Annotated in this window: 25 protein-coding genes and 2 other annotated features; of the genes, 22 read left to right on the plus strand and 3 right to left on the minus strand. The window is 40.8% G+C overall.

Annotated features, from left to right (window positions below; all coding sequences use genetic code 11):
* Positions 1–73: 73 nt before the first annotated feature.
* On the minus strand, positions 74–976 hold the full coding sequence (locus DYE54_RS07110) for a LysR family transcriptional regulator (RefSeq protein WP_115310583.1): 903 nt from the start codon (positions 974–976) through the stop codon (positions 74–76).
* Positions 977–1,254: 278 nt separating this feature from the next.
* On the opposite strand from DYE54_RS07110, the gene DYE54_RS07115 reads away from it, so the two are divergent.
* The 9 genes from DYE54_RS07115 to leuB all read left to right on the plus strand — a co-directional run bounded on the left by DYE54_RS07115 (position 1,255) and on the right by leuB (position 11,123).
* Positions 1,255–2,163: a DUF2156 domain-containing protein gene (locus tag DYE54_RS07115; protein ID WP_115310584.1), complete on the plus strand. Its 909-nt coding sequence runs from the start codon at positions 1,255–1,257 to the stop codon at positions 2,161–2,163.
* A gap of 84 nt (positions 2,164–2,247) precedes the next feature.
* Complete coding sequence (locus DYE54_RS07120) at positions 2,248–3,468, plus strand: GNAT family N-acetyltransferase (RefSeq protein WP_115310585.1); 1,221 nt, start codon at positions 2,248–2,250, stop codon at positions 3,466–3,468.
* A 133-nt stretch (positions 3,469–3,601) separates the two neighbouring features.
* A complete protein-coding gene (locus DYE54_RS07125; protein WP_115310586.1) occupies positions 3,602–4,831 on the plus strand; it encodes an L-cysteine desulfidase family protein in 1,230 nt (409 codons plus the stop codon).
* A 33-nt stretch (positions 4,832–4,864) separates the two neighbouring features.
* Positions 4,865–5,623, plus strand: a complete 759-nt coding sequence (locus DYE54_RS07130) for an SDR family NAD(P)-dependent oxidoreductase (protein ID WP_115310587.1) — start codon at positions 4,865–4,867, stop codon at positions 5,621–5,623.
* A 76-nt stretch (positions 5,624–5,699) separates the two neighbouring features.
* A complete protein-coding gene (locus tag DYE54_RS07135) occupies positions 5,700–6,089 on the plus strand; it encodes a DUF805 domain-containing protein (protein ID WP_115310588.1) in 390 nt (129 codons plus the stop codon).
* A gap of 79 nt (positions 6,090–6,168) precedes the next feature.
* Positions 6,169–6,370 (plus strand) — a binding site (T-box leader).
* Positions 6,371–6,589: 219 nt separating this feature from the next.
* Positions 6,590–8,149 (plus strand): 2-isopropylmalate synthase, encoded by a 1,560-nt coding sequence (locus DYE54_RS07140; RefSeq protein ID WP_115310589.1) that lies wholly within the window; start codon positions 6,590–6,592, stop codon positions 8,147–8,149.
* 69 nt (positions 8,150–8,218) lie between these two features.
* Positions 8,219–9,478 carry a 3-isopropylmalate dehydratase large subunit gene (gene leuC, locus DYE54_RS07145; RefSeq protein WP_115310590.1) on the plus strand — a complete coding sequence of 420 codons (1,260 nt, stop codon included), beginning with the start codon at positions 8,219–8,221 and terminating at the stop codon, positions 9,476–9,478.
* Position 9,479: 1 nt separating this feature from the next.
* Positions 9,480–9,968 carry a 3-isopropylmalate dehydratase small subunit gene (locus DYE54_RS07150; RefSeq protein WP_115310591.1) on the plus strand — a complete coding sequence of 163 codons (489 nt, stop codon included), beginning with the start codon at positions 9,480–9,482 and terminating at the stop codon, positions 9,966–9,968.
* An 81-nt stretch (positions 9,969–10,049) separates the two neighbouring features.
* Positions 10,050–11,123: a 3-isopropylmalate dehydrogenase gene (leuB, locus tag DYE54_RS07155; protein WP_115310592.1), complete on the plus strand. Its 1,074-nt coding sequence runs from the start codon at positions 10,050–10,052 to the stop codon at positions 11,121–11,123.
* A 7-nt stretch (positions 11,124–11,130) separates the two neighbouring features.
* On the opposite strand, the gene panB is transcribed toward leuB, so the two are convergent.
* Positions 11,131–12,075 (minus strand): 3-methyl-2-oxobutanoate hydroxymethyltransferase, encoded by a 945-nt coding sequence (gene panB / locus DYE54_RS07160; protein ID WP_115310593.1) that lies wholly within the window; start codon positions 12,073–12,075, stop codon positions 11,131–11,133.
* Between the two features lie 121 nt (positions 12,076–12,196).
* On the minus strand, positions 12,197–13,054 hold the full coding sequence (locus DYE54_RS07165) for a Rossmann-like and DUF2520 domain-containing protein (protein ID WP_115310594.1): 858 nt from the start codon (positions 13,052–13,054) through the stop codon (positions 12,197–12,199).
* Positions 13,055–13,456: 402 nt separating this feature from the next.
* Positions 13,457–13,702 (plus strand) — a binding site (T-box leader).
* Between the two features lie 51 nt (positions 13,703–13,753).
* On the opposite strand from DYE54_RS07165, the gene DYE54_RS07170 reads away from it, so the two are divergent.
* From DYE54_RS07170 to hisE, 13 genes are all read left to right on the plus strand, one after another.
* The gene (locus DYE54_RS07170; protein ID WP_115310595.1) at positions 13,754–15,217 is read left to right on the plus strand and encodes an energy-coupling factor ABC transporter ATP-binding protein; all 1,464 of its coding nucleotides are present in this window, start codon (positions 13,754–13,756) and stop codon (positions 15,215–15,217) included.
* 10 nt (positions 15,218–15,227) lie between these two features.
* Complete coding sequence (locus DYE54_RS07175; RefSeq protein WP_115310596.1) at positions 15,228–16,037, plus strand: energy-coupling factor ABC transporter ATP-binding protein; 810 nt, start codon at positions 15,228–15,230, stop codon at positions 16,035–16,037.
* Between the two features lie 10 nt (positions 16,038–16,047).
* Positions 16,048–16,728: an energy-coupling factor transporter transmembrane component T family protein gene (locus DYE54_RS07180; RefSeq protein WP_115310597.1), complete on the plus strand. Its 681-nt coding sequence runs from the start codon at positions 16,048–16,050 to the stop codon at positions 16,726–16,728.
* Between the two features lie 133 nt (positions 16,729–16,861).
* The gene (hisJ, locus tag DYE54_RS07185) at positions 16,862–17,725 is read left to right on the plus strand and encodes a histidinol-phosphatase HisJ (protein ID WP_115310598.1); all 864 of its coding nucleotides are present in this window, start codon (positions 16,862–16,864) and stop codon (positions 17,723–17,725) included.
* Positions 17,726–18,020: 295 nt separating this feature from the next.
* Positions 18,021–19,178 (plus strand): ATP phosphoribosyltransferase regulatory subunit, encoded by a 1,158-nt coding sequence (locus tag DYE54_RS07190; protein ID WP_115310599.1) that lies wholly within the window; start codon positions 18,021–18,023, stop codon positions 19,176–19,178.
* A complete protein-coding gene (gene hisG, locus DYE54_RS07195) occupies positions 19,171–19,794 on the plus strand; it encodes an ATP phosphoribosyltransferase (RefSeq protein WP_115310600.1) in 624 nt (207 codons plus the stop codon). Before DYE54_RS07190 ends, hisG begins: the two co-directional genes overlap by 8 nt.
* Positions 19,791–21,122: a histidinol dehydrogenase gene (gene hisD / locus DYE54_RS07200; protein WP_115310601.1), complete on the plus strand. Its 1,332-nt coding sequence runs from the start codon at positions 19,791–19,793 to the stop codon at positions 21,120–21,122. Before hisG ends, hisD begins: the two co-directional genes overlap by 4 nt.
* Positions 21,112–21,786, plus strand: coding sequence for an imidazoleglycerol-phosphate dehydratase HisB (gene hisB / locus DYE54_RS07205; protein WP_115311108.1), 675 nt, complete (start codon positions 21,112–21,114; stop codon positions 21,784–21,786). The genes hisD and hisB overlap by 11 nt, the downstream gene beginning before the upstream one ends.
* Before the next feature lie 75 nt (positions 21,787–21,861).
* A complete protein-coding gene (gene hisH, locus DYE54_RS07210) occupies positions 21,862–22,473 on the plus strand; it encodes an imidazole glycerol phosphate synthase subunit HisH (RefSeq protein WP_115310602.1) in 612 nt (203 codons plus the stop codon).
* 47 nt (positions 22,474–22,520) lie between these two features.
* Complete coding sequence (gene hisA / locus DYE54_RS07215; RefSeq protein WP_115310603.1) at positions 22,521–23,246, plus strand: 1-(5-phosphoribosyl)-5-[(5-phosphoribosylamino)methylideneamino]imidazole-4-carboxamide isomerase; 726 nt, start codon at positions 22,521–22,523, stop codon at positions 23,244–23,246.
* On the plus strand, positions 23,240–23,998 hold the full coding sequence (hisF, locus tag DYE54_RS07220) for an imidazole glycerol phosphate synthase subunit HisF (RefSeq protein ID WP_115310604.1): 759 nt from the start codon (positions 23,240–23,242) through the stop codon (positions 23,996–23,998). Before hisA ends, hisF begins: the two co-directional genes overlap by 7 nt.
* A gap of 13 nt (positions 23,999–24,011) precedes the next feature.
* Positions 24,012–24,347, plus strand: a complete 336-nt coding sequence (gene hisI, locus DYE54_RS07225) for a phosphoribosyl-AMP cyclohydrolase (protein WP_115310605.1) — start codon at positions 24,012–24,014, stop codon at positions 24,345–24,347.
* A 39-nt stretch (positions 24,348–24,386) separates the two neighbouring features.
* On the plus strand, positions 24,387–24,710 hold the full coding sequence (hisE, locus tag DYE54_RS07230) for a phosphoribosyl-ATP diphosphatase (RefSeq protein ID WP_115310606.1): 324 nt from the start codon (positions 24,387–24,389) through the stop codon (positions 24,708–24,710).
* Positions 24,711–24,748: the final 38 nt, after the last annotated feature.

Here is a 24,748-nt window from a genome sequence, read left to right on the forward strand (position 1 = left end):
ACTATGGATAGCCTCTAGTACATCTTCATAAGATATAGTATGTTTCATAACCCTATATTTTAAATAGGGCCGCTTATAATGTTTCGTATTGTTTTAAGGCTTCTACATAGTAAGTCGCTAGGGGTGATAGTTTTTGATTGGCTAATTGAATATAGCCAATTGTCATGGTTTCTTCAACAGCTAACGGAATGGCTATTAGGGCATCACCTTGTAAATAACTAGGCATAATACCACTGGAAATTGTATAGCCATCTAGGCCTATTAATAAATTGACTACAGAGGCACGATCACTAACGCGAACAATTTTATCGTTTGGTAAGGTACTGAGAATTTCTTCAGCATAATATTCTGATTCATAGGCTCCTTGGAGAAAATTAAGGCGCGCATAGGGTTTTAGATCTTCTAGGGTTACGAATTCTTTATGGGCGAGTGGATGATGGCGTCGTAAAAACACATGAGGTTTAGTAGTGAATAAAGGGGTAAAGGTTAGTTGGCGTTGCGTAATCTCTTTACGAAGTACCGTCTCATTATTAGCACTCAAATATAGAATGCCTAAGTCACTGAAGCGATTTTTTACATCTTCTAATATTTGATAGGTTCTCGTTTCATTTAAAATAAATTCAAAACGATCATCACCAAATTGTTTAACCATATCTACAAAGGCATTGGCCGTAAAGGTATAATGTTGTGTAGATACAGAGAAGCGAATTTTTTCAGGTTGATTATTAATAAATTTATCTTCTAGTAAGTCCATTTGTTGACAGACAGAGCGGGCATAGCCAATAAATTGTTGACCAAATTGGGTAAGGACAACACCACTATGTTGCCGGATGAATAAAGTTTCTTGGAGTGTTTTTTCAATTTCGTGCAGTGCATTTGATAGACTCGGTTGCGAGATATATAAACGCCGAGCTGCTTCTGTAATTGAGGCTGTTTCTGCAATCATAAGAATATATTTTAATTGTTGTAATGTCATAATAGCTCCTTAAATCATAGGCAGATTGGGTAATGGCACTAGGTGTTAATACTGTATTTTATACGCTAGTAATCAATAATAGTGAATTTATTTATAATATGATAGTACCAAAGAATTCTCTTTTGCACAATTTTATGGTACAATACATATATATAGAATGAGATATATAGATATAGTTTGTTTTACAAAGTAGTATTATGTAGTATAATAAAAGAGTTCGCCCTTATAAGGGGAGGCTTGGGAAATTTGAATATATAGTATTGTAGGAGGCGAGTCCTATTTTAGAATTTAAACGTTTTGAATTAAAAGATAAACCAGTAATTGATGATTATTTTGCAGAACATCATTATGAAGCTTCGGATTGTTGCTTCACAACTTTATTTATGTGGCAGGATGCTTATGGCATTCAGTGGGCAGAGGAAGATGGCGTACTCTTTATTAAAGGGGGCGGCAAGCGTGAACCATTTATGCTACCACCTTTTGCCGGTAAAGATGCTAAATTTGTAGATGGCCTTGAAATGGCTAAAGAGTGGTTTAAGGTTAATAATTTGCCATTCCGTTTAAAAGGGGTTAATCCTATTATGATGGAACGGATGAATACCTTATGCCCTGATTGTTATGAATTTACACCGGACAGAGATAATTTTGAATATATTTATAAGACTCAGGATTTGATTTCCTTGTCTGGTAAAAAGTTACGTCAGAAGAAAAATCATTTGAATCAGTTCCGCATGCAATATACCAATTATGAATATATGCCGTTGACGGATGATATTTTTGCTGATTGTATTGCTACGGCAGAGTCTTGGGTGGAAACTCATCATGAAGAAGGCATTGAAGACGAATTAGAAGCTATTAAACTGTTATTCCAGCATTGGGATGAATTAGGTCTTGTAGGTGGTGCGATTAAATTGTTTGGTCGTATTGAAGCCTTTACCATTGGGCAGATGCTCAATGACCGTATGGCTTTAATTCATATTGAAAAGGCAAACCCTACGATTCGTGGGCTTTATCAGGCCATTAATAATGAATTTATTCGTCATGAATTTGCAGAAACAGAATTTGTAAATCGTGAAGAAGATATGGGCTTACCAGGTCTTCGCAAAGCGAAAGAATCGTATAATCCAGATCATTTTGCAGAAAAATATGATGCAGTGTATGCTGACCAATGTCCCGTTGAGGCATAAAGGCTAGAGGAGTCCGAGGGGACTCCTCTTTTTGCATATATGTTTTTGTATATTGTAAATATAAAAGTTAGTATGAGGTGACGTATGGAATTTAGAATAGCAACTGCGCAGGATACAGAGGCGGTTAAAAATTTGTGGGCCTACTGCTTTGAAACAGCGGACGACCCATTTTTTCAATATTATTTTTCAAAAGCATATGAGCCAGAACATACAATGGTAGGTTATGAGGGCGATTTATTAGCCAGTATGGTTCATTTGCGCCAATACACCTTAGCTGTGCGTGGTGCTCAGTTACCAGTGAGTTATATGGTAGGTGTAGCTACTGATCCTGTGGCTCGTCGAGGTGGTATTGGGGGCCAGCTTTTGTTATCTTCTTTAGAAGAATTAAAACAGAGAGGCCAAGGACTGACGATTCTTATGCCATCAAAAGCTGCTTTTTATCAGCAATATGGCTGGGAATTATATGCGCACCAATGGGTGCAAACTTTGCCTTTAGAAGAACTACGACCTTTGACGGATAAGACGTTGCATTTTGGTTTAGTGCATTCAGACGATGAGTGGTCAAAGCTTGCACCGGTATATGAGACCTATACGAAAGGGGTATCTGGGTATGCTATCCGTGGTGAAAAAGAATGGCGCCGTTTGTTAGGCAGCTTTTTTGCAGAAGGCGTACGTGTAGCTTATGTAGCTGATGAAGCTGGGCATATTGAAGGCTATGCGGTGTATCGCTTAGGGGCTGAAGAGATTCCCGTTACGGAGTTTGTGTATACCTCTCGTCGAGCTCAGAAAGGTCTTCTTAATTATTTGTATAATCATCGTTCGCAAGGGAGTTCCATTCGTTGGAATGAAGGAATGCAAGATGAATCATATATTTTCCATCCTAATGGCAAAACAGGCCATACGACTATGCCTTACATGATGAGTCGTATTGTGGATGTAGTGACGGCTATGGCTAGTGTACCAGCCCATATTGATGGCCATTGGTCACGCATTTCAGCTGTTTCAGAAGGAGGCACGTATACATTCATATTAGGCGTGAAGGATTCGTTAGCTTCTTGGAATGAGGGAACCTATGAGGTGACAGTTCAGCACCAAGGTACTGTACAGGCGAAGAAGGTAGCGGATGTTGTAAATAATGATGTTGATGTAGTGATGGCAGTGGGCGCTTTAAGTTTAATTCTTATGGGCCGCATGACAGCTAGTGAATTAGCCTTTGAAGGAAAAGTGAGTGGTAACGACACTGTATTGGCTATGTTAGATCGAATATATCCAAAGCAAAAAACATATATTAATGAATGGTGGTAATGTAGACGTATTCGCTAGTGGTATGATACCCCTTAAAATGTCCACTGTGTTGCCGAATTGAAAACCTTAGCGTTCATAAAGACGTGTTATAATGGACGTATGATTTAATACATTAAAAAGCATGGAGGACCAAATGAAAGATTTATATTGTATGTTAGAGAGAGAGGTACTACCTGCTTTTGGTTGTACAGAACCGATTGCTTTGGCGTTTGCAGCGGCTAAAGCAGTAGAGGTTTTGGGGACATTTCCAACGAGTTTACATGCTGATTGTAGTGGCAATATTATTAAGAATGCTAAAAGTGTGACCATTCCTAATGCAGAGGGGCGCACTGGGTTTTATTATAGTTTGATTCTAGGGGCTATCGTAGGTGATGCGTCTAAAGAATTAGAAGTGCTAGAAGGCTTAACCAGTGCTGATGTAGCAAGGGCTGATGATTTATTTAATAGCAATTTCTGTACCGTTTCATTAGCAGAAGGCGTTGCTAATTTATATATTCAGGTAAGGGCTAGCACAGAAGAACATGAAGTCATAGTGACGGTACAGCAGAAGCATACGAATATTACTCATATTGAAAAAGATGGGGTTGTATTATTAGACATTCCTATGGAGCAAGTGCTGGCTGATGAGTTACAAATGACTTTTGATGATTGCTACGAATTCGCAGAAGAAGCGGATTTGAATCGGTTGAAAGAACTATTGAGTCGTCAATTTTCATATAATATGGCGATTGCCGAAGAAGGTATGAAAAATGCATATGGTTCAAATATTGGTAAATTAATCATTGAAGAATCAGCATCTATTGCAGATAAAGCACGGGCCTATGCGGCTGCTGGCTCAGATGCGCGTATGGGTGGTTGTAGCATGCCAGTGATGATAAACTGTGGCAGTGGTAATCAAGGTATCACTTTGTCTGTGCCTATTTTGGTATATGCTGAAGAATATAATGTGTCTGAAGAACGTCGATATCGTGCGTTAGCATTGGCTAATGTATTGGCTCTTTATATTAAACATGATATTGGGCGTTTGAGTGCTTATTGTGGTGTAGTAAGTGCGGCCTCTGCAACAGCAGCGGGCATTGCTTATATGCTAGAAGAATCAAAGGACGTTGTTTGGGAAACGTTATCCAATGCGCTAGTAGGGACGTCGGGTGTTGTGTGTGATGGTGCTAAAGCATCTTGTGCTATGAAGATTGGCATGTCCTTAGGTAATGCGTTATTATCCTATCGTCAGGCGAAAACAAATAATAGTTTCAAAAATGGCGATGGTATTGTAAAGGGTTCTATTGATGAAACAGTGCATACGGTAGGGCGTATTGCTCGTGATGGGATGCGTGAAACGGACATTGTTATTTGTGGCAAGTAGAGTATTAAGTATTTGGTGGAGAGGATGAGAGTTATGAGCAAAACAGTATTTATTACAGGTGCTACCTCTGGGATTGGGCGAGCTACAGCAGAAGCCTTTGCTAAAGCAGGGTACAACTTATTGTTGTGTGCTCGTCGTTTAGATGTGTTAGATAATCTAAAAGCTGAGTTTGAACCAGAATTTAAAATCAAGGTCACTACGTTTGCCCTAGATGTGACAGATCGTCAGGCGGTTAGTACCATAGTACCTAAGCAGATTGAAGCGGTGGGAGGCGTAGATATTCTCGTGAATAATGCAGGGCTTGCTCAAGGGTTAGATTCTTTTGAAACGAGCTCTATTGATGATATGGAAACCATGATTGATACCAATGTAAAAGGGTTGCTCTACGTATCACGCACAGTATTGCCATTTATGATTGAAAAAAATCAAGGACATATTATTAATTTAGGGTCAACAGCGGGTATTTATGCCTATGCTAAAGGCGCTGTATATTGTGCGACTAAGGCGGCGGTTAAGACACTAAGCGATGGTATCCGTATTGATACGATTGAAACGGATATTAAAGTAACGACGATTCAACCAGGGATTGTAGAAACGCCATTTAGCGAAGTTCGTTTTCATGGAGACAAAGATAAGGCGGCTGCGGTATATGCTGGCGTAGAAGCTTTGCAGGCTGAAGATATTGCTGAAATTATTGTATTTGCTGCTACACAGCCAAAACGTGTACAGATTTCAGATATTACGATTATGGCCAATCAGCAAGCTACAGGCTTTATGATTGCGAAGAAGTAAGCTAATTTTATGTATAGACGCCTACTAGACCCTAAATTTGGTATAGTTGGCGTCTTTTTATAAGGAGGCTGTAGCTATGAGTTCATTGTCGATTGTAGAGAACTTTAAGATGTGTATGACTAAAAAATACATGACTTTTCAAGGTAGGGCTAGTCGTGGTGAATATTGGAAGTTCGTTTTAGTACAATTTATTATTATGTTAATTGTAGGTATTGTGGTCTGGGTGTTTACTTTTGATGAAGATACGATTGATACGATTAGTACAATTGCCGCATTGCCATTTTTATTACCGTCTTTGGCAGTTCAAACACGACGTTTGCACGATCTAGGTCGCAGTGCATGGTGGTTATTACTTCATTTAGTGCCATATGCAGGATCCTTTGTATTATTTATTTTCTCTATTATGAAAGGTAAACCAGAGACTAATGAATATGGGCCTGTGCCAGATTATTCTAATTATTTTTAAATATTCTGAAAAATATGGAAATTAAAAAAATCTCTTGACAAAGTATATGTGTTTATGAGAGAATAACACACATCAAATGAAATAAGCGATGAACAGGTATAAAGAGCTATTGAGTTGCTTACAGAGAGTTGCCGGTTGGTGCGAGGCAATAGAACAAATAGTATCGAAACTCCCCTGTGAGCTTTGTGGTTGAATATTAGTAAGCCATGACGGTAGTTCCGTTATAACTACAAGAGAACCAACTAGGGTGGTACCGTGTTATAGTTTATGATGCCCCTGGAACACAGTAATGTGATTCCAGGGGCTTTTTTGATACTTTCATTTTTTATTTTATGATGACTTTGTATCAATCGTATCAGCTATATGTATCAACTTATGACGCCCCTGGACGTGCAGTTAGTCTGTGCATCCAGGGGTATTTTTTATTGAGTGAGAAGAGAGATTGGTGCTATGAAGGAGAGAGCATAGCACCTGCATTGAGAAAGATGAGAGGTAATTTTATGAGCCAAGTACAAAAAGCAACTAATCAGCAAGATGTGAACCGGGTGTATTTCTTTGATACTACCTTGCGGGATGGGGAGCAAAGTCCTGGCGTATCTTTGCAGACCCCTGAAAAAATTGAAATTGCACAAAATTTAGTAAGACTAGGTGTTGATGTTATTGAAGCAGGCTTTCCAGCAGCTTCACCAGGGGATTTTGAAGCGGTAAAAACTATTGCTGAAAACGTAAAAGGAGTTATCATTTGTGGTTTAGCAAGAGCTAATAAGGCAGATATTGAGCGGACGGCAGAAGCTTTACAAGGAGCGGAACGAAGTCGTCTCCATGTATTTATTGCCACCAGTGATATTCATTTGGAATATAAATTGAAGAAAACGCGTGAAGAAGTTCTTGCTATTGTGAAAGAATGTTTGGCTTTGGCTAAAGGGAAATTTGATGAAATCGAATTTTCAGCGGAAGATGCTTCGAGGACGGATTTGGAATATTTGTGTGAAGTCTTTTCAGTAGCTATTGCTGGCGGTGCTACCATACTTAATGTACCGGATACAGTCGGTTATATGACCCCTGATGAATTTGCTTATAAGATTCGTTATATTAAAGAACATGTGCAAGATATAGATAAGGCCATTATTAGTGTCCATTGCCATGACGACTTGGGGATGGCCAATGCTAATACGTTGGCAGCGATTCAAGCTGGGGCTCGTCAAGTAGAAGGAACGATTAATGGACTTGGTGAACGAGCGGGTAATGTAGGGATTGAAGAAGTGACGATGGCACTTAAAACAAGGCAAGATGTGTATGGAGTAACTACAGCTATTGATACGAAGCAATTTACTCGTGTAAGTAAATTAGTGAGTAAGTTAACGGGCATGGCGGTACCACCAAATAAAGCGATTGTAGGTCGCAATGCTTTTGCTCATGAGTCTGGAATTCATCAACATGGTATGCTAAATAATCCCACGACCTACGAAATCATGACACCAGAAAGTGTAGGTGCTGAAAAAACAAGTATCGTTCTTGGTAAACATTCGGGTTGTCATGCCTTTGAAAGTCATTTAGAAACAATGGGCTTCCATTTTACCGCTGAAAAAGTAAATGATTTATTTGTAAAATTTAAAGCGCTAGCGGATCGGAAGAAAGAGATTTTTGATGAAGATATTTTGGCTCTTGTTATTGATAATATTGACCATGTAAAAGCCATTGAACTCGTGCATCATCATTATAAATCTAATGAACGTGGTTATGCTTATGCAGATGTACGGCTTAAAACACCACAAGGTATCCGCGAAGATGCGGCCGTTGGTGATGGTTCGGTTGATGCCTCACTTAAAGCAGCACAGCGTGTTATTGGCTTACCGATTGAGCTTAAGGATTATCAGGTACGCTCCGTCACAGCCGGCCAAGATGCACTAGGTGAAGTGCAGGTAACGATTGAATATAAAGGGCGTCAATATAATGGGCGTGGTGTAAGCACGGACGTAATTTCATCCAGTGTATTAGCCTATATTAATGCTGTTAACTATGTATATTTAACTGAAGAAATTGAAAAAGAATTTGAATAGTCAGTGTAGTAGAAAGTATTAAATGGATTAATAGAAATAGTGAGAATTGAGAATAAGGAGGCATTCGTTATGGGGATGACGATGACAGAGAAGAACATGGCTCGCCATGCAGGGGTGGCTACGGTAAGAGCCGGTGAGATTATAGAATGTAAAGTAGATGCCGTATTGATGAACGATATTACTTTTCCACCAGCCTTAAAAGAGTTTAGAAAAATTGGTAAACCTGTATTTGATCGAGCGAAAATTTATTTGGTGCCCGATCATTTCACACCGAATAAAGATATTAAATCGGCTGAACAAGCGAAGATAATGCGTGATTTTGTCCGGCAAGAACAAATTACTCATTATTTTGAAGTAGGCCGTATGGGGATTGAACATGTGTTATTGCCAGAACAAGGCTTAGTAGCACCAGGGGATATGATTATCGGTGCCGATTCTCATACGTGTACCTATGGAGCACTCGGTGCCTTTGCTACGGGGGTAGGTTCCACTGATGCAGGGGTTGCTATGGCAATGGGACAGACTTGGTTTAAAGTGCCAGAAGCGATTAAAGTGGAACTTACGGGTATGCCGAATCGTTGGGTAACCGGTAAGGATATTGTGCTTGAACTGATTGGTCAAATTGGCGTAGATGGAGCGCGGTATAAAGCGATTGAATTCTGTGGTGATGGTATTGCTCATTTAACCATGGCTGATCGTTTGACGATTTGTAATATGGCGATCGAAGCAGGTGGTAAATGTGGCGTGTTCCCTTATGATGAGGTGACTAAGGCGTATGTAACTGGTCGTGTGAAACGTGAATATACACCTGTGGTAGCTGATGAAGATGCGGTATATAGTGAAACGGTAGTCATCGATTTAGCGACGTTGAAGCCAGTCGTGGCTTTCCCTCATTTGCCGTCTAATACGCATTATATTACGGACATTGCTAAGGATATTACCATTGACCAAGTGGTGATTGGTTCTTGTACCAACGGGCGCTATGAAGATTTAGAAGCGGCTGCCTCTATTTTTAAAGATAGAAAAGTAGCGGACTTTGTTCGTTGCATTGTAGTGCCAGGTAGCCAAGCTGTATATGATCAAGCTATTAAAGCAGGCTTGATAGATATTTTTATTGATGCGGGTTGTGCGGTGAGTACGCCTACCTGTGGGCCTTGTTTAGGTGGTTACATGGGGATTATGGCAGCTGGTGAACGGACTGTTTCCACCACAAATCGTAATTTTAGAGGGCGCATGGGCCATGTAGATAGTGAAGTGTATTTAGCTAGTCCGTATGTGGCGGCGGCCAGTGCTGTACTTGGACGCATTGCAGGACCAGAGGAGGTATAATATGGATTTTCAAGGTAAAATTTGGCGTTATGGCGACAATGTAGATACAGATGTAATTATTCCTGCTCGGTATTTAGCTATTGCTGATATGGCAGAACTTGCGACACATGCCATGGAAGATATTGACACGACCTTTGCAGCTAAGGTACAGCCTGGTGACTTGATGGTGGCTGGTAAGAATTTTGGTTGTGGTTCCTCTCGTGAACATGCGCCAGCGGTTATTAAAGCTAGTGGTGTGCCTTGTATTATTGCCCATAGTTTTGCACGGATATTTTTCCGCAATGCGATTAATATTGGGTTACCAGTGATTGAAATTGGTGATGCCGTTGAAAAAATACAAGTGAATCATGAAATTGGCATCGATATGAGTACTGGTGAGGTACATAATATAACGACTGGTGAAACCTATCAGGGGACAGCCTTGCCACCCTTTGTGCAGGCCATTGCTAAAGCAGGCGGGCTGGTAAATTTTGCTAAACAACGAGGTTAAGAGGCTTTGTAGTCATTAAAAGTGAAATATGAATTACCTATTTTGAGAGGTAGGTAATATATAGAGAAAGAGAGTTAGAACATGAGTATAGAGAAAACGGTAGTAGCCATTAATGGGGATGGCATAGGTCGTGAAATTGTAGAGGCAGCACGTCGTGTGGTAGATAAAGCGGTAGTTAAAGATAATATCGTTATTTGTTGGGCTGAGCATAAGGCAGGTGGTGAAGCCATTGATGCGTATGGAAAGCCGCTACCACAAAGTACGATTGATGCCTGTAAAAAAGCGGAGGCAGTTCTCCTTGGTGCCGTAGGCGGGCCTAAATGGGATTCTGTTGCGCCAGCGATTCGCCCTGAAAAAGCAATTTTAGGACTTCGTAAGGAGTTAGGCTTATTTTGTAATTTACGTCCGGTTCGTATTTTTAAAGCCTTGCAAGAGTATTCGCCGCTAAAGCCAGAATTGGTACAGGATGTAGATTTTGTCATTGTTCGTGAACTTACAGGTGGTATTTATTTTGGTGAACGGTCAGAAGCGAGCGGTGAAGGCCCTAATGAAAAAGCTTGGGATAAGGAAACATATCATCGTTATGAAATTGAACGAATTATAGACATCGCCATTGATACAGCGAAGAAACGTAAAGGCAAAGTAACGAGCGTAGATAAAGCCAATGTACTAGCTTCATCACGCTTATGGCGCACTGTGGCACAAGAAAAAGCCACTGCCAATTCGGCAGTGACTTTTGATTACTTATATGTAGATAATACAGCCATGCAATTAGTTGTTAACCCCGGTCAATTTGATGTAATTGTAACGACGAATTTATTTGGTGACATTCTAAGTGACGAAGGGGCCGTTGTTTCAGGCTCTCTTGGTCTATTACCGTCTGCCTCCATTGGTACTGGTACAGCCTTGTATGAACCAATTCATGGCTCAGCGCCTGATATTGCTGGCAAGGGCATCGCCAACCCATTGGGGACAATATTGTCAGCGGCTATGATGTGTCGTTATTCCTTGGGCGCTTCTAAGGCAGCCGACGCTATTGAAGCAGCCGTGGAAGCGGCCTTGACTGCTGGCTATCGTACAGGCGATATTTACAAGGATGGCATGAAACGAGTGAATACAGAAGGCATGACGGAAGCCGTGTTACAATATATCTAATAACGATTTAATAGAGCTTTTCTAACACAGAATCATCGATTTTAAAGGTGTGTTCTGGAGCAGGAAAGCTTCTTTCTTTTACGTCTTTAATGTAGTCTTTGACAGCATTGACGGTAATGTCATGAAGATTGGCGTATTGTTTTACAAATTTTGGGGTGAAACCAGTGCTAATCCCCAGTAAATCGTTGCACACTAATACTTGACCATCACAGCCATTACCAGCGCCAATTCCAATGGTTGCCATGGTTATTAGTTCATCGGTCACCTTTTTAGCAAGGGCCGCCGGTACGCATTCTAGGACACAGGCAAAGGCACCTGCTGCTTCAAGGGCTTTGGCATCGGCCAGTAGTTGTTGTGCTGCCGCTACTTCTTTACCTTGTACTTTAAAACCACCTAATTGATTGACTGATTGTGGTGTTAAACCAATATGGGCCACTACAGGAATTCCAGCTGTTGTTAATTTATGGACTAATTCGCAGACTTCTTGACCGCCTTCGAGTTTTACAGCGGTGCAGCCCGTTTCTTTTAGTAAGCGACCGGCATTATATAGGCCATCGGTTAGACTCGCTTGATAACTCATAAAGGGCATATCCGCTACGACTAGGGCCGTGCTGTTACCGCGTACAACGGCTTTTGTATGATGAATCATTTCCTCCATGGTTACAGGAATCGTTGATTGGTAACCGAGGATTACATTGCCAAGCGAATCGCCTACAAGTATCATGTCAATACCTGCTTCGTTAACATTACGGGCCATGGCGACATCATAGGCTGTAATCATAGTAATAGGTTCACCTTTTTGTTTCATATCTTTAATAGTTGTAATAGTAACTGGTTTCTTCGGTGTCGTAGTAGTAGCTGTATTAGTTACTGCATTAGTTGTTGTATTAGTCGCTGTACTAGTTGCTTCATTAGTCGCTGCATTAGTTGCTGTATTTGTTGTAGTATTCATGGTAAGACTCCTTTTGGGATGTTTTCCGTTTTAAAAAGTAAAAATAATTAATAGACGTTATTTGAGGCAATACAATCAGGCGATTTTAAAGACTCTTTAATAGCTCCTTGATACTGTTAATCTATTCCTTAGTTAGTAATTCACGTAATTCCTTGGCTTGTGCCATAGAAATAGTGCCATTTTGTAAGGCTAACTGTGTAGTTAAGCGACCTAAACTGCAATAGCTAGGAAGGTATTCAGAGGGTAAGGTTGCCAGATGCTGTTTTATGGTTGCTACATCACCTCGTGCAATAGGGCCTGTTAGGACTGTTCGTGGTTCTGTAGTGTGGCTTACATTTTGAACTGTACCCTGAAATAAAGGTAATAAGGCTTGCCAGGCAGCGTTAGATGGTAACCAATGGCTGATTAATTGTTGAGCAAGTGCTTGCAAGGTTACGGTATAATTGGAACAGATACAGGCTGCTGCATGATAGATAGCTCGTTCTTCTGGTGGCACATGAAAGGCCTGTCCTCCTAGTCTAGTTACAATAGACTGTGCTATAGAAAGGGCCGTGCTATCACCATCGATGGCCATGTACACTCCGCTTAAAGGCGTGTGGGTATGTGCAAAGGTTTGTAGTGGATGCAGACTGCCAGTGGCAGCGCCTAATTTGGTTAGGGGTTCCAATGGTTCTAGGCCTAAACTACCACTGCAATGCAAGAAAGTTTTGCCAGTTAAGGTTAAGCTCGGTTGATTTAGGGCCGTTAAGTTTGAGGTTACGGCTGTTGCTACCGCACCAATTAATCGATCTGGTACCGTCAGAAAAATAACATCACTTTGCTGTAGTAACTCGACTTGCGTGTAGGGCGGTGTTTGAAATTGTTGCGCCAATTGGGTTGTTGTTTTAGGAGAAGACCCTATAATCCCTACGATGTCGTTGGCGAGGGCGGAGGCTAAGCTTTGCCCTACTTTGCCACCACCGATAATACCGATTTTCATAGTTTCATAGAACTCCTTTCTGGAGACTTGGCGCAAAAAAGGCGCACTTCGACCACGAAATGCGCCTAAATATCCTATGTTGCGTCTCGTCCCGGTCTTATAGATCCAAGCGAATATGACAATGTACTGTTATTTCATGGACGGCAACTAAGCCTAGCGATAGGTTTGCTCTAGCAGTGATGAATTGATATGGTTCGTTGCAGATACCATTCAACAGACTGACGAGCCAAGAAAATGCCTAAGTCCTGAAATGATAGTATATGTCCATAGTAGTATAGGGGGTGGGGGTTGTCAACTGCATATTAGTTAAAAGGTGTATTTAGTTGCTGACACCTTTATTTTACTGAAAAATTTATATTGACTTCTCTTTCCTACCTGTGTATAATTGAGAAAAACATAAAGATATCGTCGACGAACAGGAAGAGTAATTATAAAAGTTCGGCTACAGCGAGTCGGGAATGGTGGGAGCCTGATGCAAGAATTTATAATGAATGGACCTGGGAGACGTGGCCCGAACTTTGGTAGGCGCCACCGGTCATCTCCGACCGTTAACAAAGGAGCGCGTATCGCCTGTGGGTAGGCCGTACGTAGTGAGCCGGGTCTTTATGACCAATTGGGGTGGCACCGCGGATAACCTTCGTCCCTAGATTTTTGGGATTGGAAGGTTTTTTTTATACCCATTTTTAGGAGGAAAGAAGTATGGAGCGAATTCAAGATGTTTCAAAATTAGTATATACACATGTGCAAGGCGGTCAGTTTCGTTGGGTTACTGTGAGCACCTTAATGTTGGCCCTTGGCACTATTTTACACTTAGTAAGTCCCAGTGTAGCGGGGATTACGCCAAACTGGATGATTGCCACTTATTGTGTAGCTATTCATTTGACACGGCCTAATTATCGTCAGTCCTTAGGGATTGGTTTAGTGGCAGCGCTTATCAATTTGATGACTTCTAAGTCGGCCTTTCCTTATGCCAACTTATTAAGTGAACCAGCCGGGGCATTGACTTGTGCTTTTGTAGTACATATATTTAGCAAAGTAAAATTAGGTAGTCATATGGTTCCACCTGTTGTATCAGGCTTTTTCAGTACCTTAGTATCTGGTGCGATTTTTGTAACGATTTTATTTTATGTATTAGCATTACCGCTTGATGTATATCTTAAAGGGATGTGGCCGTTAGTTCTAATCATATCTCTTTGTAATGCCGTTGTTACCCCTTTACTTTATGTACCAGCACAACGTTTATTTGCTCGTCGTGGCTATTTACCAAATGCTGATGAGGTTATTTCGAGTGATCATAGTCAATATGAATTAGTACCTGCCACAGATGCTAAAATTTCCATTGAACATTTCTCATATTATTATGGTAGTCAAACAAAACCAGCCATTAAAGATGTGAATTTAGTGGTTAATGATGGTGATTTCTTAGTTATTACAGGGCCGGCTGGTTGTGGTAAATCCACTTTATGTATGGCTATGATTGGGGCGGTGCCTAAATTCTACGGTGGTCGTATGGAAGGTATGGTGTATGTTAACGGCAAGGCTACAACGCAAGCGGAAATTTCAGAATTGGCCACTGAAATTGGTGTTGTATTAGCTGATTATGATACACAACTTGTAACGATGACAGTAGCCGAAGAAGTGGCCTTTGCCATGGAAAACCGAGGCTATACACCAGAACAGATTAAAGAACGCAGTGCCATTGTGTTTAAGCAAGTGGGCCTTGAAGGAAAAGAAGATCGTAAGATTACAAGCCTTTCTGGGGGACAACGTCAACGTTTAGCCATTGCTTCTGTATTGGCTACGAATCCTTCTATTTTAGTGTTAGATGAACCGACCAGTTCGCTCGATCCAGAAGGGACGGAAGAACTATATCGCTTAGTTGGTTCTTTAAATAAGGAATATGGTATTACGGTAGTTGTAATTGACCATGATTTACATGCTGTATTACCATATGCCAATCGGATGGCGCTTATGGTGGATGGTGAACTTCGCTGTGATGATGTGCCTGAAAAAACATTGCGCTATATGTACATCAATGATATTTATGTAGATGCATTACCTTCCATCTTTACAACCTATATGCGGTTAGAAGCGGCCGGTTACCAATTTGAAGCGCCATGGCTTAGCGTTGAGGCTGCAAAAACTGGTTTGAAGGTATCCTAAGGAGGCTATTATGCTAGAAGTTAAAGGCTTGCGCTTTGGGTATGTCCTAGGGCAAGATATTATAGATAATGTAGATTTTACAATTGGTGAAGGGGAATTTATTGCTGTCGGTGGTCGTAATGGTTGTGGTAAAACAACGGTGACTCGTTTGTTGATGGGACTTGAAAAGCCACGCGGCGGTAAGATGTTCTATGATGGGGAAGATATTACTAACTTATCACCGGCTGATCGTGGTCGTTTTATTGGCTATGTATTTCAACAGCCAGATCGGCAGATGTTCCGCCCTACGGTAGCTGAAGAAGTAGGCTTTGGGCCTGAACAATTAGGTTATACCAAAGCAGAGGTAGCCGATATTACATCTAAAGCATTGGCGGCTACAGGGATTAGTCATTTGCGTGATGCTTATCCGCCAACGCTTCGCCGAGGAGAAAAACAACGAGTGGCTATTGCATCGGCCTTGGCTATGAAGTCTAAGATTTTAATTTTAGATGAACCGACCAGTGGTCAAGACGGCAAAGAAACTCGTGAATTATTAGAATTATTGGAAACATTGCGAGCTACAGGGCTTACGATTTTGTTAGTGACTCATGATATGGAAATTATGGCCGCTCATTGTACACGGGCTATTATTATTGGCTATGGTACCAAAGCGTTTGATGGTACACCCGAAGAATTATTTACAGCCCGCGATGATTTATTTGATTTGGGTCTTACCAAGCCACCGTGTGTGGCACTAGCAGAAACGGTATCTGGTCTTGGGTATTGTAAGTCTATGGAAGAATTTGAAGCTAAAATGCTAGCCCGTAAGGGTCGCAGTTAGGAGGAACCTCATGAAACGATTAGTACCTTTTACCAAAATATTGATGACTATTGCGTTTTCCGTGTGGGCTGTTCTCTTCCAAACCCCTTACGAATTAACGTTACTATTAGCGTTAGAGCTCATTATTTTATTAGCAACCGGTCTCTTGAGTAAACAGTTAAAAGCCGTATTAGTATTGGCCACTTTTGCCGTGTTTTTGGCTGTGGTGCAATACATTGGGGGTGGCACTTTGGAATCAGCCTACGTAACTGGTTTGCGCATGCTTTGTATGACTATGGTCTTTATTATGCTCTTGGCGACTACTAAATTGCAGGATTTAACAGCGGCGCTAGTTACACAATGTAAAATTCCCTACGAATATGCGTTTATGTTCACCGCAGCCCTTCGTTTTGTACCTGATTTTATTGCCGAAAGTAAAGCGGTACAAGAAGCACAGGCCTGTCGTGGCCTTGCCTTAGAAGGTAATATTTTTAAACGATTTGCGTCTTATGGTTCGGTTATTCAACCGCTATTGTTGAAGTCTTTAGGTCGTTCTGAAACGATGGCTTTATCGTTGGAACTACGTGGTTTTGGTAATAAAAATCACAGTTTTGTAGCCACAGTAGGGATGCGTAGTTTAGATTATGCTGTAGTAGCTGTATTGGCTCTTGTAACGGTAGCCATTATTTTGTATGTACGTGGCGCAATTTAAGATATTGTTGTAAACTATAGATAAGTATTAATTCTGGATTGTTTCTGTTAGCAGTGAGAAATCACGGGTATTTTCAGTGTTAGGTACTAGTTAGATACTAGTGTTTTGGGTTATTAGTTACTAGTAGGTGTCTATGAGTAAACAATATTCAATCGTAGGTCATAACCAGTATGAAGGACAATTGGTAGATGGCCATTTGCACACAGAACTATGTCCTCATGGGACAGGGGAAAAAGTCGCCCTTTTAATTGAAAAAGCCATTGACTTAGGGTTTTACAAGCTATGTTTAACAGAACATGCGCCTTTACCTAGTGGCTTTGTGCGCCGTTATAAAGGTGACAAAGAGGCCTATGACACAGCGGCTATTCGCACAGATCAAGTGGAACCATATTTAGCATTAGGAACAGAATTACAAAAGGAATATGGCCAATATATTAATCTATCGGTAGGCTTTGAAGTTGATTATTTGCCGGGGTTTGAAGAATCTACGCGAGAGTTCCTTACTTTGGTAGGGCCTTATACGGGTGATAATCTACTATCGGTTCATTTTATGTTAGGTGTTGACGATGGTTTTTGGTGTGTTGATTATAGCGAAGCGGAATTTCAGCGTGGCTTTGGTCCATGGTTAACTAAGCAAGATGTATTGTATCGGCGCTATTTTCAATCAGTATTAGAAGGGGTACAAACAGATTTTGGGCCTCATACGCCTGTGCGAATTGGGCATTTAGATTTGATTAAGAAATATCAGCATCATTTTAATTTTAAATCGTCCTATGATAAAGCGACGCAACAAGTGATTCGCGAGATTTTACAGACTTTGAGATTTCAGAATCGCACTCTTGATTACAATATAGCAGGTCTATATAAGTCGAATTGTCGTGAAATGTATCCGAGTTCTTTTATTCAAGGTATGGCCTATGCTATAGGAGTACCGTATATGATAGGCTCTGATTCTCACGGTGTTAGTGCTTTTGAAAACGCATGGACTCCAGAATAAGTATAGGTTGTAATTGATAAGACTATATAAAAAGAAATAAGTAAAAACATCCTTTGGGTATGATAGTGATGATTCAATATGAATTCAATGGCTACCATTTCTAAAGGATGTTTTTTTATAGATGAGATTAATGCATAGAATATATGCACAATCATATATTGACGAAGTAATGGATACGGTGTATTATAGCTTTAATGCTTTAGCAAGATAAAGAGATGAAGAATTAGATTTGATAATTTACAGGGAATCAATAAGAGCGTGATTTGAGAAATAGGAGATAGTGAGGGCTAGACATATGAAACAGAAACGATTGCCTCAAGGATTTCGAGATGAGTTTGGTGAAGAAGCACAGAAAAAAGCACTTCTAAGCAATTTAATGTCGAAATGTTTTTATAAGCGAGGCTATACCAAAATTATAACACCCTTAATTGAATATAAAAATGTGTTTGATGATTATGATTTAGCGATTCAGCAGAAACTCTATGAATTAGTAGATAATTCACAAGATCGTTTAGTGGTGCGACCTGATTTAACGCTACCAATTGCTCGATTCTTAGCGAATATACAGGTGAGTTTACCTAAGAAATTTTATTATATTGGTGATGTACTGGCTATGAATCAAGCTCATCGTGGTTGGGCTAATCAGGTGACACAAGCAGGTATTGAATTAGTAGGCTATGAGTCGAATCGGGCTGAATTAGAATGTTTGCTGGTGATTAATCAAGTTAATCGTTTGTTGCTTAATAATCAATTGTATTTAGAGTTAAGTGATGCTCGGTTTGCACCTACTATTGTAGATGCATTGGGGCTAACAGTGGCTGAAGAAGAAGTTTTGTTTGAAGCTTTATTTAATAAAAACGTACCACAATATGAACGAATTATTGAGGGGTACGCAGAAAATGCTTTATATCCTTTATTAGTTGTATGGCCACGATTATTTGGCTCTGTTGAAGAAGTTCAGCAAGAATTAAATCAAGTCATTTTGCCAATGGCAGCACAACGTATTGTCAATGGATTGATGGAATTGGCAAAAACAGTGCAATATATGTCGAATCAACAAGTGCGGTTAGATTTAAGTAGCCGTCCACCTCAACCTTATTATACAGGGCTTACCTTTAGGGGGTATGTAGATGAAGTGGCGAGCTATATTGTAAGCGGTGGTCGCTATGACCAGTTGTTAGCGAATTTTCAAAAAGAACCAACATGTGCTGTTGGTATGGCGTTTGATTTAGATGTATTAAGTGATGTGGCGCAGATGGAAGTGCCTAAGGCAAAACCTATATTGGTATATTATGAAAAAGAGGCGTGGGCCAAAGCAACCGCTTATTTAGTGAACCATCCAGCTTATAGTTTAGTGCTGGCAGATACGTTGGAAGAGGCTAGAGAACAAGCTATACGAGAAAATGCCGTTTTATATGTGGTAAGTCAAGAAGGAGTGAGTGAAGATGCTTAGCATAGCGTTAACGAAAGGTCGTGTAGAGGAACAAGTCATACCCCTTCTTGAAACTTGTGGGATTGATTGTGAACCCTTGCGCAATAAAAAACGTAAATTGGTCATTCCATTAGGTGATAGTTTAGAAGTGATTTTAGTAAAAGGTGGCGACGTATTAACGTACCTTAATCATGGAGTCGTTGACATTGGGATTGTAGGTAGCGATATTTTAGAAGAACAGCAAAACACGAGTTATGAATTATTGGATTTACAAACGGGGCGTTGCCAATTTATTTTAGCTTCATTAGCTGGTTATGATTTAAATGAACCACGACGACATACGATAGGAACTAAATACCCTAATATTACCAAAGCATACTTTGCCAGTCGTGGTAAAGATGTAGAGATTATAAAGATTGAAGGATCGGTTGAGTTGGCGCCATTGATTGGGTTAGCTGATGCGATTGTAGATATTACAGAAACGGGCACTACATTGCGAGAAAATAATTTACAGGTGTTTGATTGGTTGATGCCGATTTCTACACGGTTAGTGGCCAATCCATTAGCATTAAAGCAAAAACGTAGTGAAATTTTTAGTTTAGTGGATCGCTTGAAGACGATGAGGAGAACATTATGAAAATATATAGAGAACCGTTAGCGACTATGCTTGACTTAGTCAATAAATATACAGCACAAACCGTTGATATAGACATTGAACAACAAGTTCGCACGATTATTGAAACGGTAATGGCTGAAGGGGATGAGGCACTTCGTAAGTATAGTCATCAATTTGATGGGGTAGCTGTAGAGGCGTTAGAGGTATCGAAGGCTGAAATAGAGGACGCCTATAATCAATTACCAGCAGAGTTATTAAAAGCCCTAGAAGTGGCTAAGGCAAATATAGAGGCGTTTCATAAACGGGAAATTGATCAGAGCTTTATTGATTTAGATACGACGGGGATATTGCGTGGTCAAAAAGTAACCCCTCTTAAACGTGTCGGTATTTATGTACCTGGTGGTACGGCGGCTTATCCATCAACGATTTTAATGTGTGCCTTACCAGCTAAAATTGCAGGCGTTAAAGAAGTTATTATGGTGACGCCTCCACAAAAAGAGGGTATTGCGCCTATCGTGCTAGGGGCGGCTAAATTGGCGGGCGTTGATGCGGTATACCAAGTAGGTGGGGCACAAGCGGTGGCAGCACTTGCCTATGGTACAGAGTCCATTCCTAAAGTGGATAAAATTGTGGGCCCTGGTAACATTTATGTAGCTACGGCGAAGCGCCAAGTGTTTGGGCAAGTTTCTATTGATATGATTGCAGGGCCTTCGGAAATTGGAATTTTAGCTGATGAAACGGCGAATCCTGTTCATATTGCTGCTGATTTACTATCACAAGCAGAGCATGATAAACGGGCGCGTTCTATTTTAATAACCAATAGTGAAGTATTGGCGAATGCAGTAGCTACAGAAGTAGAACGTCAACTTAATGAGTTACCGCGTAAGGAGATTGCAAAGGTGGCAATTGAAGAGCGAAGTTTTATCGCTATTATTGACTCTATTGAAGATATGTTTACGTTAATGAATGAAGTGGCACCAGAACATTTAGAGATTCAACTAACCAATGCTGTGGAATATATGAGTTTAGTAGAAAATGCAGGGTCTGTATTTTTAGGACCTTATACGGCTGAACCGGTAGGGGATTATATGGGGGGCCCTAACCATGTATTGCCGACCAGTGGTACGGCGCGTTTTTCTTCGCCATTAGGGGTATACGACTTTGTGAAACGCACTTCTTTTATGCAATTCTCCAAAGCTCGTTTACAAGAGTTGGCGCCTCATATTGCAGTATTAGCCCGGACAGAAGGATTAGAAGGACATGCTCGGTCCATTGAGATTCGTTTTGATGAAAAAGCTGATCAGTTTACATTTGATAATGAGGAAGTGAATGGTTTGTATGGACACTAAGAATAGAGTGTTAACGTTAGGGGCTACTAAAGAAGGCATTACCTCGGATAGTTCTTTACTACAGGCTAAAGGCCGTTGTGGTAAGGTGACACGGGTAACGGGAGAAACGAATATTACCGTTAGTTTGTCATTAGATGCACAGACGGGTGTCATGGTTGATACGGGTATTGGTTTCCTTGATCACATGCTAAGCTTATTGGCTAAGCATGGCCGTTTTGGTTTAACCGTGGACGCTAAAGGCGATACTTATATTGATGCGCATCATACGGTTGAAGATGTAGCTCTGGCCCTAGGTCAGGCTTTAACACAAGCGTTAGGTGCTAAAGAACAAATTGAACGGTATGGTCAGGCTTGGGCACCTATGGATGAAGCCTTGACTCAAGTGGTTATAGATTTAAGTGGTCGGCCGTATTTAGTGTATAAGGCGGAGCTTACCACACCTGTACTTGGTGGAAATTTTGAAACCGAATTGGTAGAAGACTTCTTTCAAGCTTTGGCAATGAATGGTTTAATGAATCTTCATGTTCGCAATGAATATGGTCGTAATACGCATCACATCATTGAAAGCATGTTTAAGGCTACAGGCCGTGCTTTGCGACAAGCTGTCACCATTAATACTGAGATTGAAGGCATTAATTCTACCAAAGGAAGTTTGACTGTTTAAGAAAAGAATTAAAAAAGAGTTTCAATAAAAGAATTAAAAACGAATGATTAAAAAGAGAAAGAATAAGGATGAAATATGATTGCAATCGTTGATTATGATGCAGGTAATACATTTAATGTGCAAAAAGCCTTTGCTTATTTGGGGATTCCTACTGTATTAACAGCCGATAGAGATAAAATTCTAGGCGCTGCTGGTGTAGTGGTACCAGGGGTAGGTGCCTTTAAACAAGCTATGGAAACTTTGTCGGCCCGTGGCTTAGTTTCTGTGTTACAGGACGTAGCGAACCAAGAAAAACCCTTATTAGGTATTTGTTTAGGCATGCAGATTCTATTTGAGTCATCTACTGAATATGGTAAGACTGCTGGGTTAGGGCTTATACCTGGCACCGTAGAGCCTCTTCCAGCTGATTTAGGCCTTTTGGTCCCTCATACCGGTTGGAATCAAAATCAGGTATATAAGAAACAGAGTCCATTTGCATTAGTTAATGAAGAATATACGTATTTTGTTCATTCGTATTATGCTTGTTGTGATGCACAATATATAACGGCCGTTGCAGAGTATGGTGTGAAAGTGCCTGCTATTGTAGAGCGCGGTTCTGTGTATGGCATGCAGTTTCACCCTGAAAAAAGTGCGGCTGTAGGCCTTCGCCTGTTGAATCAGTTTGGCGTTTTGTGTGGAGCCGTATAAGGACTAATTAATAGCTTTAGTATGTGACATAATTCTTAGGAGGTTTTATGATATTTCCTGCCATTGATATACAAAATAAACGAAGTGTGCGTCTTTTTAAAGGCGATTTTAACCAAGAAATCGTGATTAATCCCGACCCGGTGGCACAAGCGAGTACTTATGAAACTGCCGGGATTAAAGCGCTTCATGTGGTTGACTTAGATGGGGCTAAAGCAGGGAAACCTGTAAATTATGATAGCATTGTAGGGATACGCCAGGTCTTTCGTGGTGTCATTGAAGTGGGGGGCGGTATTCGTGATGAGGCGACTATTAAAGCATATTTAGAAGCAGGGGTTAATCGTGTTATTTTAGGTTCTGTAGCGTTAAAACAGGCTGAATTTACGAAACGGATGTTAGCTACTTACGGGGCTGAACGTATTGTGATTGGTGTTGATGGTCTTGAAGGGAACGTAGCGACGGAAGGTTGGCTAGAGCAGTCGGAAGTGACTATGGCGACATTGATTCGTGAAATGGTGATGGCTGGGGCCCAATATTTTATTGTTACCGATATTAGCCGTGATGGGACTATGTCAGGTGCTAATGAAATTTTGCTTAGTCAGTTGCAGGCCCAGTTTCCAGAGGCTACTATTATTGCGTCTGGCGGTATCCGCCATAGAGAGGATATTGTGAGTCTTCGTAAAAAAGGAATTACTCATTGCATTGTGGGCAAGGCACTTTATGAAGGGCCCTTAACCTTGGCCGATGTGGTAGCGTTAGAGGAGGAGCTATGTTAGCTAAACGAATTATTCCTTGTTTGGATGTGGACAATGGGCGCGTAAAAAAGGGTGTTAATTTTGTAAATCTAGTAGATGTAGGGGACCCTGTTGCCATTGCTGCTTCCTATGAAACGCAAGGGGCTGATGAACAAGTCTTTTTAGATATTACAGCGACGACAGAAGGGCGAGGCACCTTTAGTGATGTTATATCCGCTATTTCTGAAAAAGTATTTATGCCACTCACGGTAGGTGGCGGGATTCGAAGTGTTGAGGATATGCAGCGGTTATTGCAAGCAGGGGCTGATAAGATTTCATTGAATTCAGCGGCGTTAGCTAATCCAGAGCTTATTCGGGCTGGGGCAGAAAAATTTGGCAATCAGTGTATGGTAGTGGCCATTGATGTAAAGCAGGATCCTCATACTGGTGTGCGGTACGCCTATACACATGGGGGGCGTAAGAAAACAGATTGGTTAGCTTATGAATGGGCCCAAGAGGCTGTACGCCTAGGGGCTGGTGAATTACTAGTAACTAGCATGGATAAAGATGGGACTAAATCTGGTTTTGATATTGATTTATATGAGCAGTTGTGTGAATTAGTACAAGTGCCGATTATTGCCTCTGGTGGCGCGGGAACGGTGGAACATTTTGTAGAGGTGTTTCAGGCAACCAATGTGACAGGTGCTTTAGCAGCGTCTATTTTTCACTTTGGTGAAGTAACAATTGAAGACGTAAAAAAAGCCTTACGGGCTCATAATATTCCCGTTCGATAAAGGAGGCACTAATATGGATTTAGTACAGCGTGTACAGCCTGATTTTGTAAAAGGGCAAGGTTTATTACCTACTGTTGTAGTTGATGCGAATACGAAAGACGTACTTATGGTAGCGTGGATGAATGAGGAAAGCTATAAACGGACATTAGCAACCAAAGAAACGTGGTTCTGGTCGCGTTCACGGCAAGAATTATGGCATAAGGGTGGTACGAGTGGTCACACACAGCAGGTGGTACGAGCTACGCTTGATTGTGATGGTGATACATTACTGTTAGAAGTTATTCCTAAAGGCCCTGCTTGTCATACAGGGGCGAGCAGTTGCTTTTTTAATGAAATAGAGTTGTTATAATTTAGTTCACATGTATTGCGGTTTATATGAGGAGAACACATGACACAAGCATTAATTGAATTATATAAGGTGATTCAAGACCGTAAAGACAGTCCCAAAGAAGGATCGTATACAAATTATTTATTTACCAAAGGCCTTGATAAAATTTTGAAAAAGGTGGGGGAAGAAGCCACTGAAGTAGTGATTGCCGCTAAGAATGAAGATTCGGCTGAGTTAGTCTATGAAACGGCTGATTTACTCTATCATGTATGGGTGTTACTAGTTGAAAAAGGGATTCCCTATGAAGCAATTACTGAAGAATTAGCACGGCGCGAAGGACTGATTAGCAAGACTACAGAACGTCCTGAAATTAAGAATTTATAAAGATATCTATGTAGGGGCTTTGTTAGCACTAGAAAGGA

Origin of the sequence: Veillonella criceti, from assembly GCF_900460315.1 — a bacterium.
GTDB lineage: Bacteria > Bacillota > Negativicutes > Veillonellales > Veillonellaceae > Veillonella_A > Veillonella_A criceti.

Coding starts and splice junctions, on each gene's coding strand:
- DYE54_RS07110 (WP_115310583.1), bottom strand. CDS start 976: ATGACATTACAACAATTAAAATATATTCTTATGATTGCAGAAACAGCC.
- DYE54_RS07120 (WP_115310585.1), top strand. CDS start 2,248: ATGGAATTTAGAATAGCAACTGCGCAGGATACAGAGGCGGTTAAAAAT.
- DYE54_RS07125 (WP_115310586.1), top strand. CDS start 3,602: ATGAAAGATTTATATTGTATGTTAGAGAGAGAGGTACTACCTGCTTTT.
- DYE54_RS07130 (WP_115310587.1), top strand. CDS start 4,865: ATGAGCAAAACAGTATTTATTACAGGTGCTACCTCTGGGATTGGGCGA.
- DYE54_RS07135 (WP_115310588.1), top strand. CDS start 5,700: ATGAGTTCATTGTCGATTGTAGAGAACTTTAAGATGTGTATGACTAAA.
- DYE54_RS07140 (WP_115310589.1), top strand. CDS start 6,590: ATGAGCCAAGTACAAAAAGCAACTAATCAGCAAGATGTGAACCGGGTG.
- leuC (WP_115310590.1), top strand. CDS start 8,219: ATGGGGATGACGATGACAGAGAAGAACATGGCTCGCCATGCAGGGGTG.
- DYE54_RS07150 (WP_115310591.1), top strand. CDS start 9,480: ATGGATTTTCAAGGTAAAATTTGGCGTTATGGCGACAATGTAGATACA.
- leuB (WP_115310592.1), top strand. CDS start 10,050: ATGAGTATAGAGAAAACGGTAGTAGCCATTAATGGGGATGGCATAGGT.
- panB (WP_115310593.1), bottom strand. CDS start 12,075: ATGAATACTACAACAAATACAGCAACTAATGCAGCGACTAATGAAGCA.
- DYE54_RS07165 (WP_115310594.1), bottom strand. CDS start 13,054: ATGAAAATCGGTATTATCGGTGGTGGCAAAGTAGGGCAAAGCTTAGCC.
- DYE54_RS07170 (WP_115310595.1), top strand. CDS start 13,754: ATGGAGCGAATTCAAGATGTTTCAAAATTAGTATATACACATGTGCAA.
- DYE54_RS07175 (WP_115310596.1), top strand. CDS start 15,228: ATGCTAGAAGTTAAAGGCTTGCGCTTTGGGTATGTCCTAGGGCAAGAT.
- DYE54_RS07180 (WP_115310597.1), top strand. CDS start 16,048: ATGAAACGATTAGTACCTTTTACCAAAATATTGATGACTATTGCGTTT.
- hisJ (WP_115310598.1), top strand. CDS start 16,862: ATGAGTAAACAATATTCAATCGTAGGTCATAACCAGTATGAAGGACAA.
- DYE54_RS07190 (WP_115310599.1), top strand. CDS start 18,021: ATGAAACAGAAACGATTGCCTCAAGGATTTCGAGATGAGTTTGGTGAA.
- hisG (WP_115310600.1), top strand. CDS start 19,171: ATGCTTAGCATAGCGTTAACGAAAGGTCGTGTAGAGGAACAAGTCATA.
- hisD (WP_115310601.1), top strand. CDS start 19,791: ATGAAAATATATAGAGAACCGTTAGCGACTATGCTTGACTTAGTCAAT.
- hisB (WP_115311108.1), top strand. CDS start 21,112: ATGGACACTAAGAATAGAGTGTTAACGTTAGGGGCTACTAAAGAAGGC.
- hisH (WP_115310602.1), top strand. CDS start 21,862: ATGATTGCAATCGTTGATTATGATGCAGGTAATACATTTAATGTGCAA.
- hisA (WP_115310603.1), top strand. CDS start 22,521: ATGATATTTCCTGCCATTGATATACAAAATAAACGAAGTGTGCGTCTT.
- hisF (WP_115310604.1), top strand. CDS start 23,240: ATGTTAGCTAAACGAATTATTCCTTGTTTGGATGTGGACAATGGGCGC.
- hisI (WP_115310605.1), top strand. CDS start 24,012: ATGGATTTAGTACAGCGTGTACAGCCTGATTTTGTAAAAGGGCAAGGT.
- hisE (WP_115310606.1), top strand. CDS start 24,387: ATGACACAAGCATTAATTGAATTATATAAGGTGATTCAAGACCGTAAA.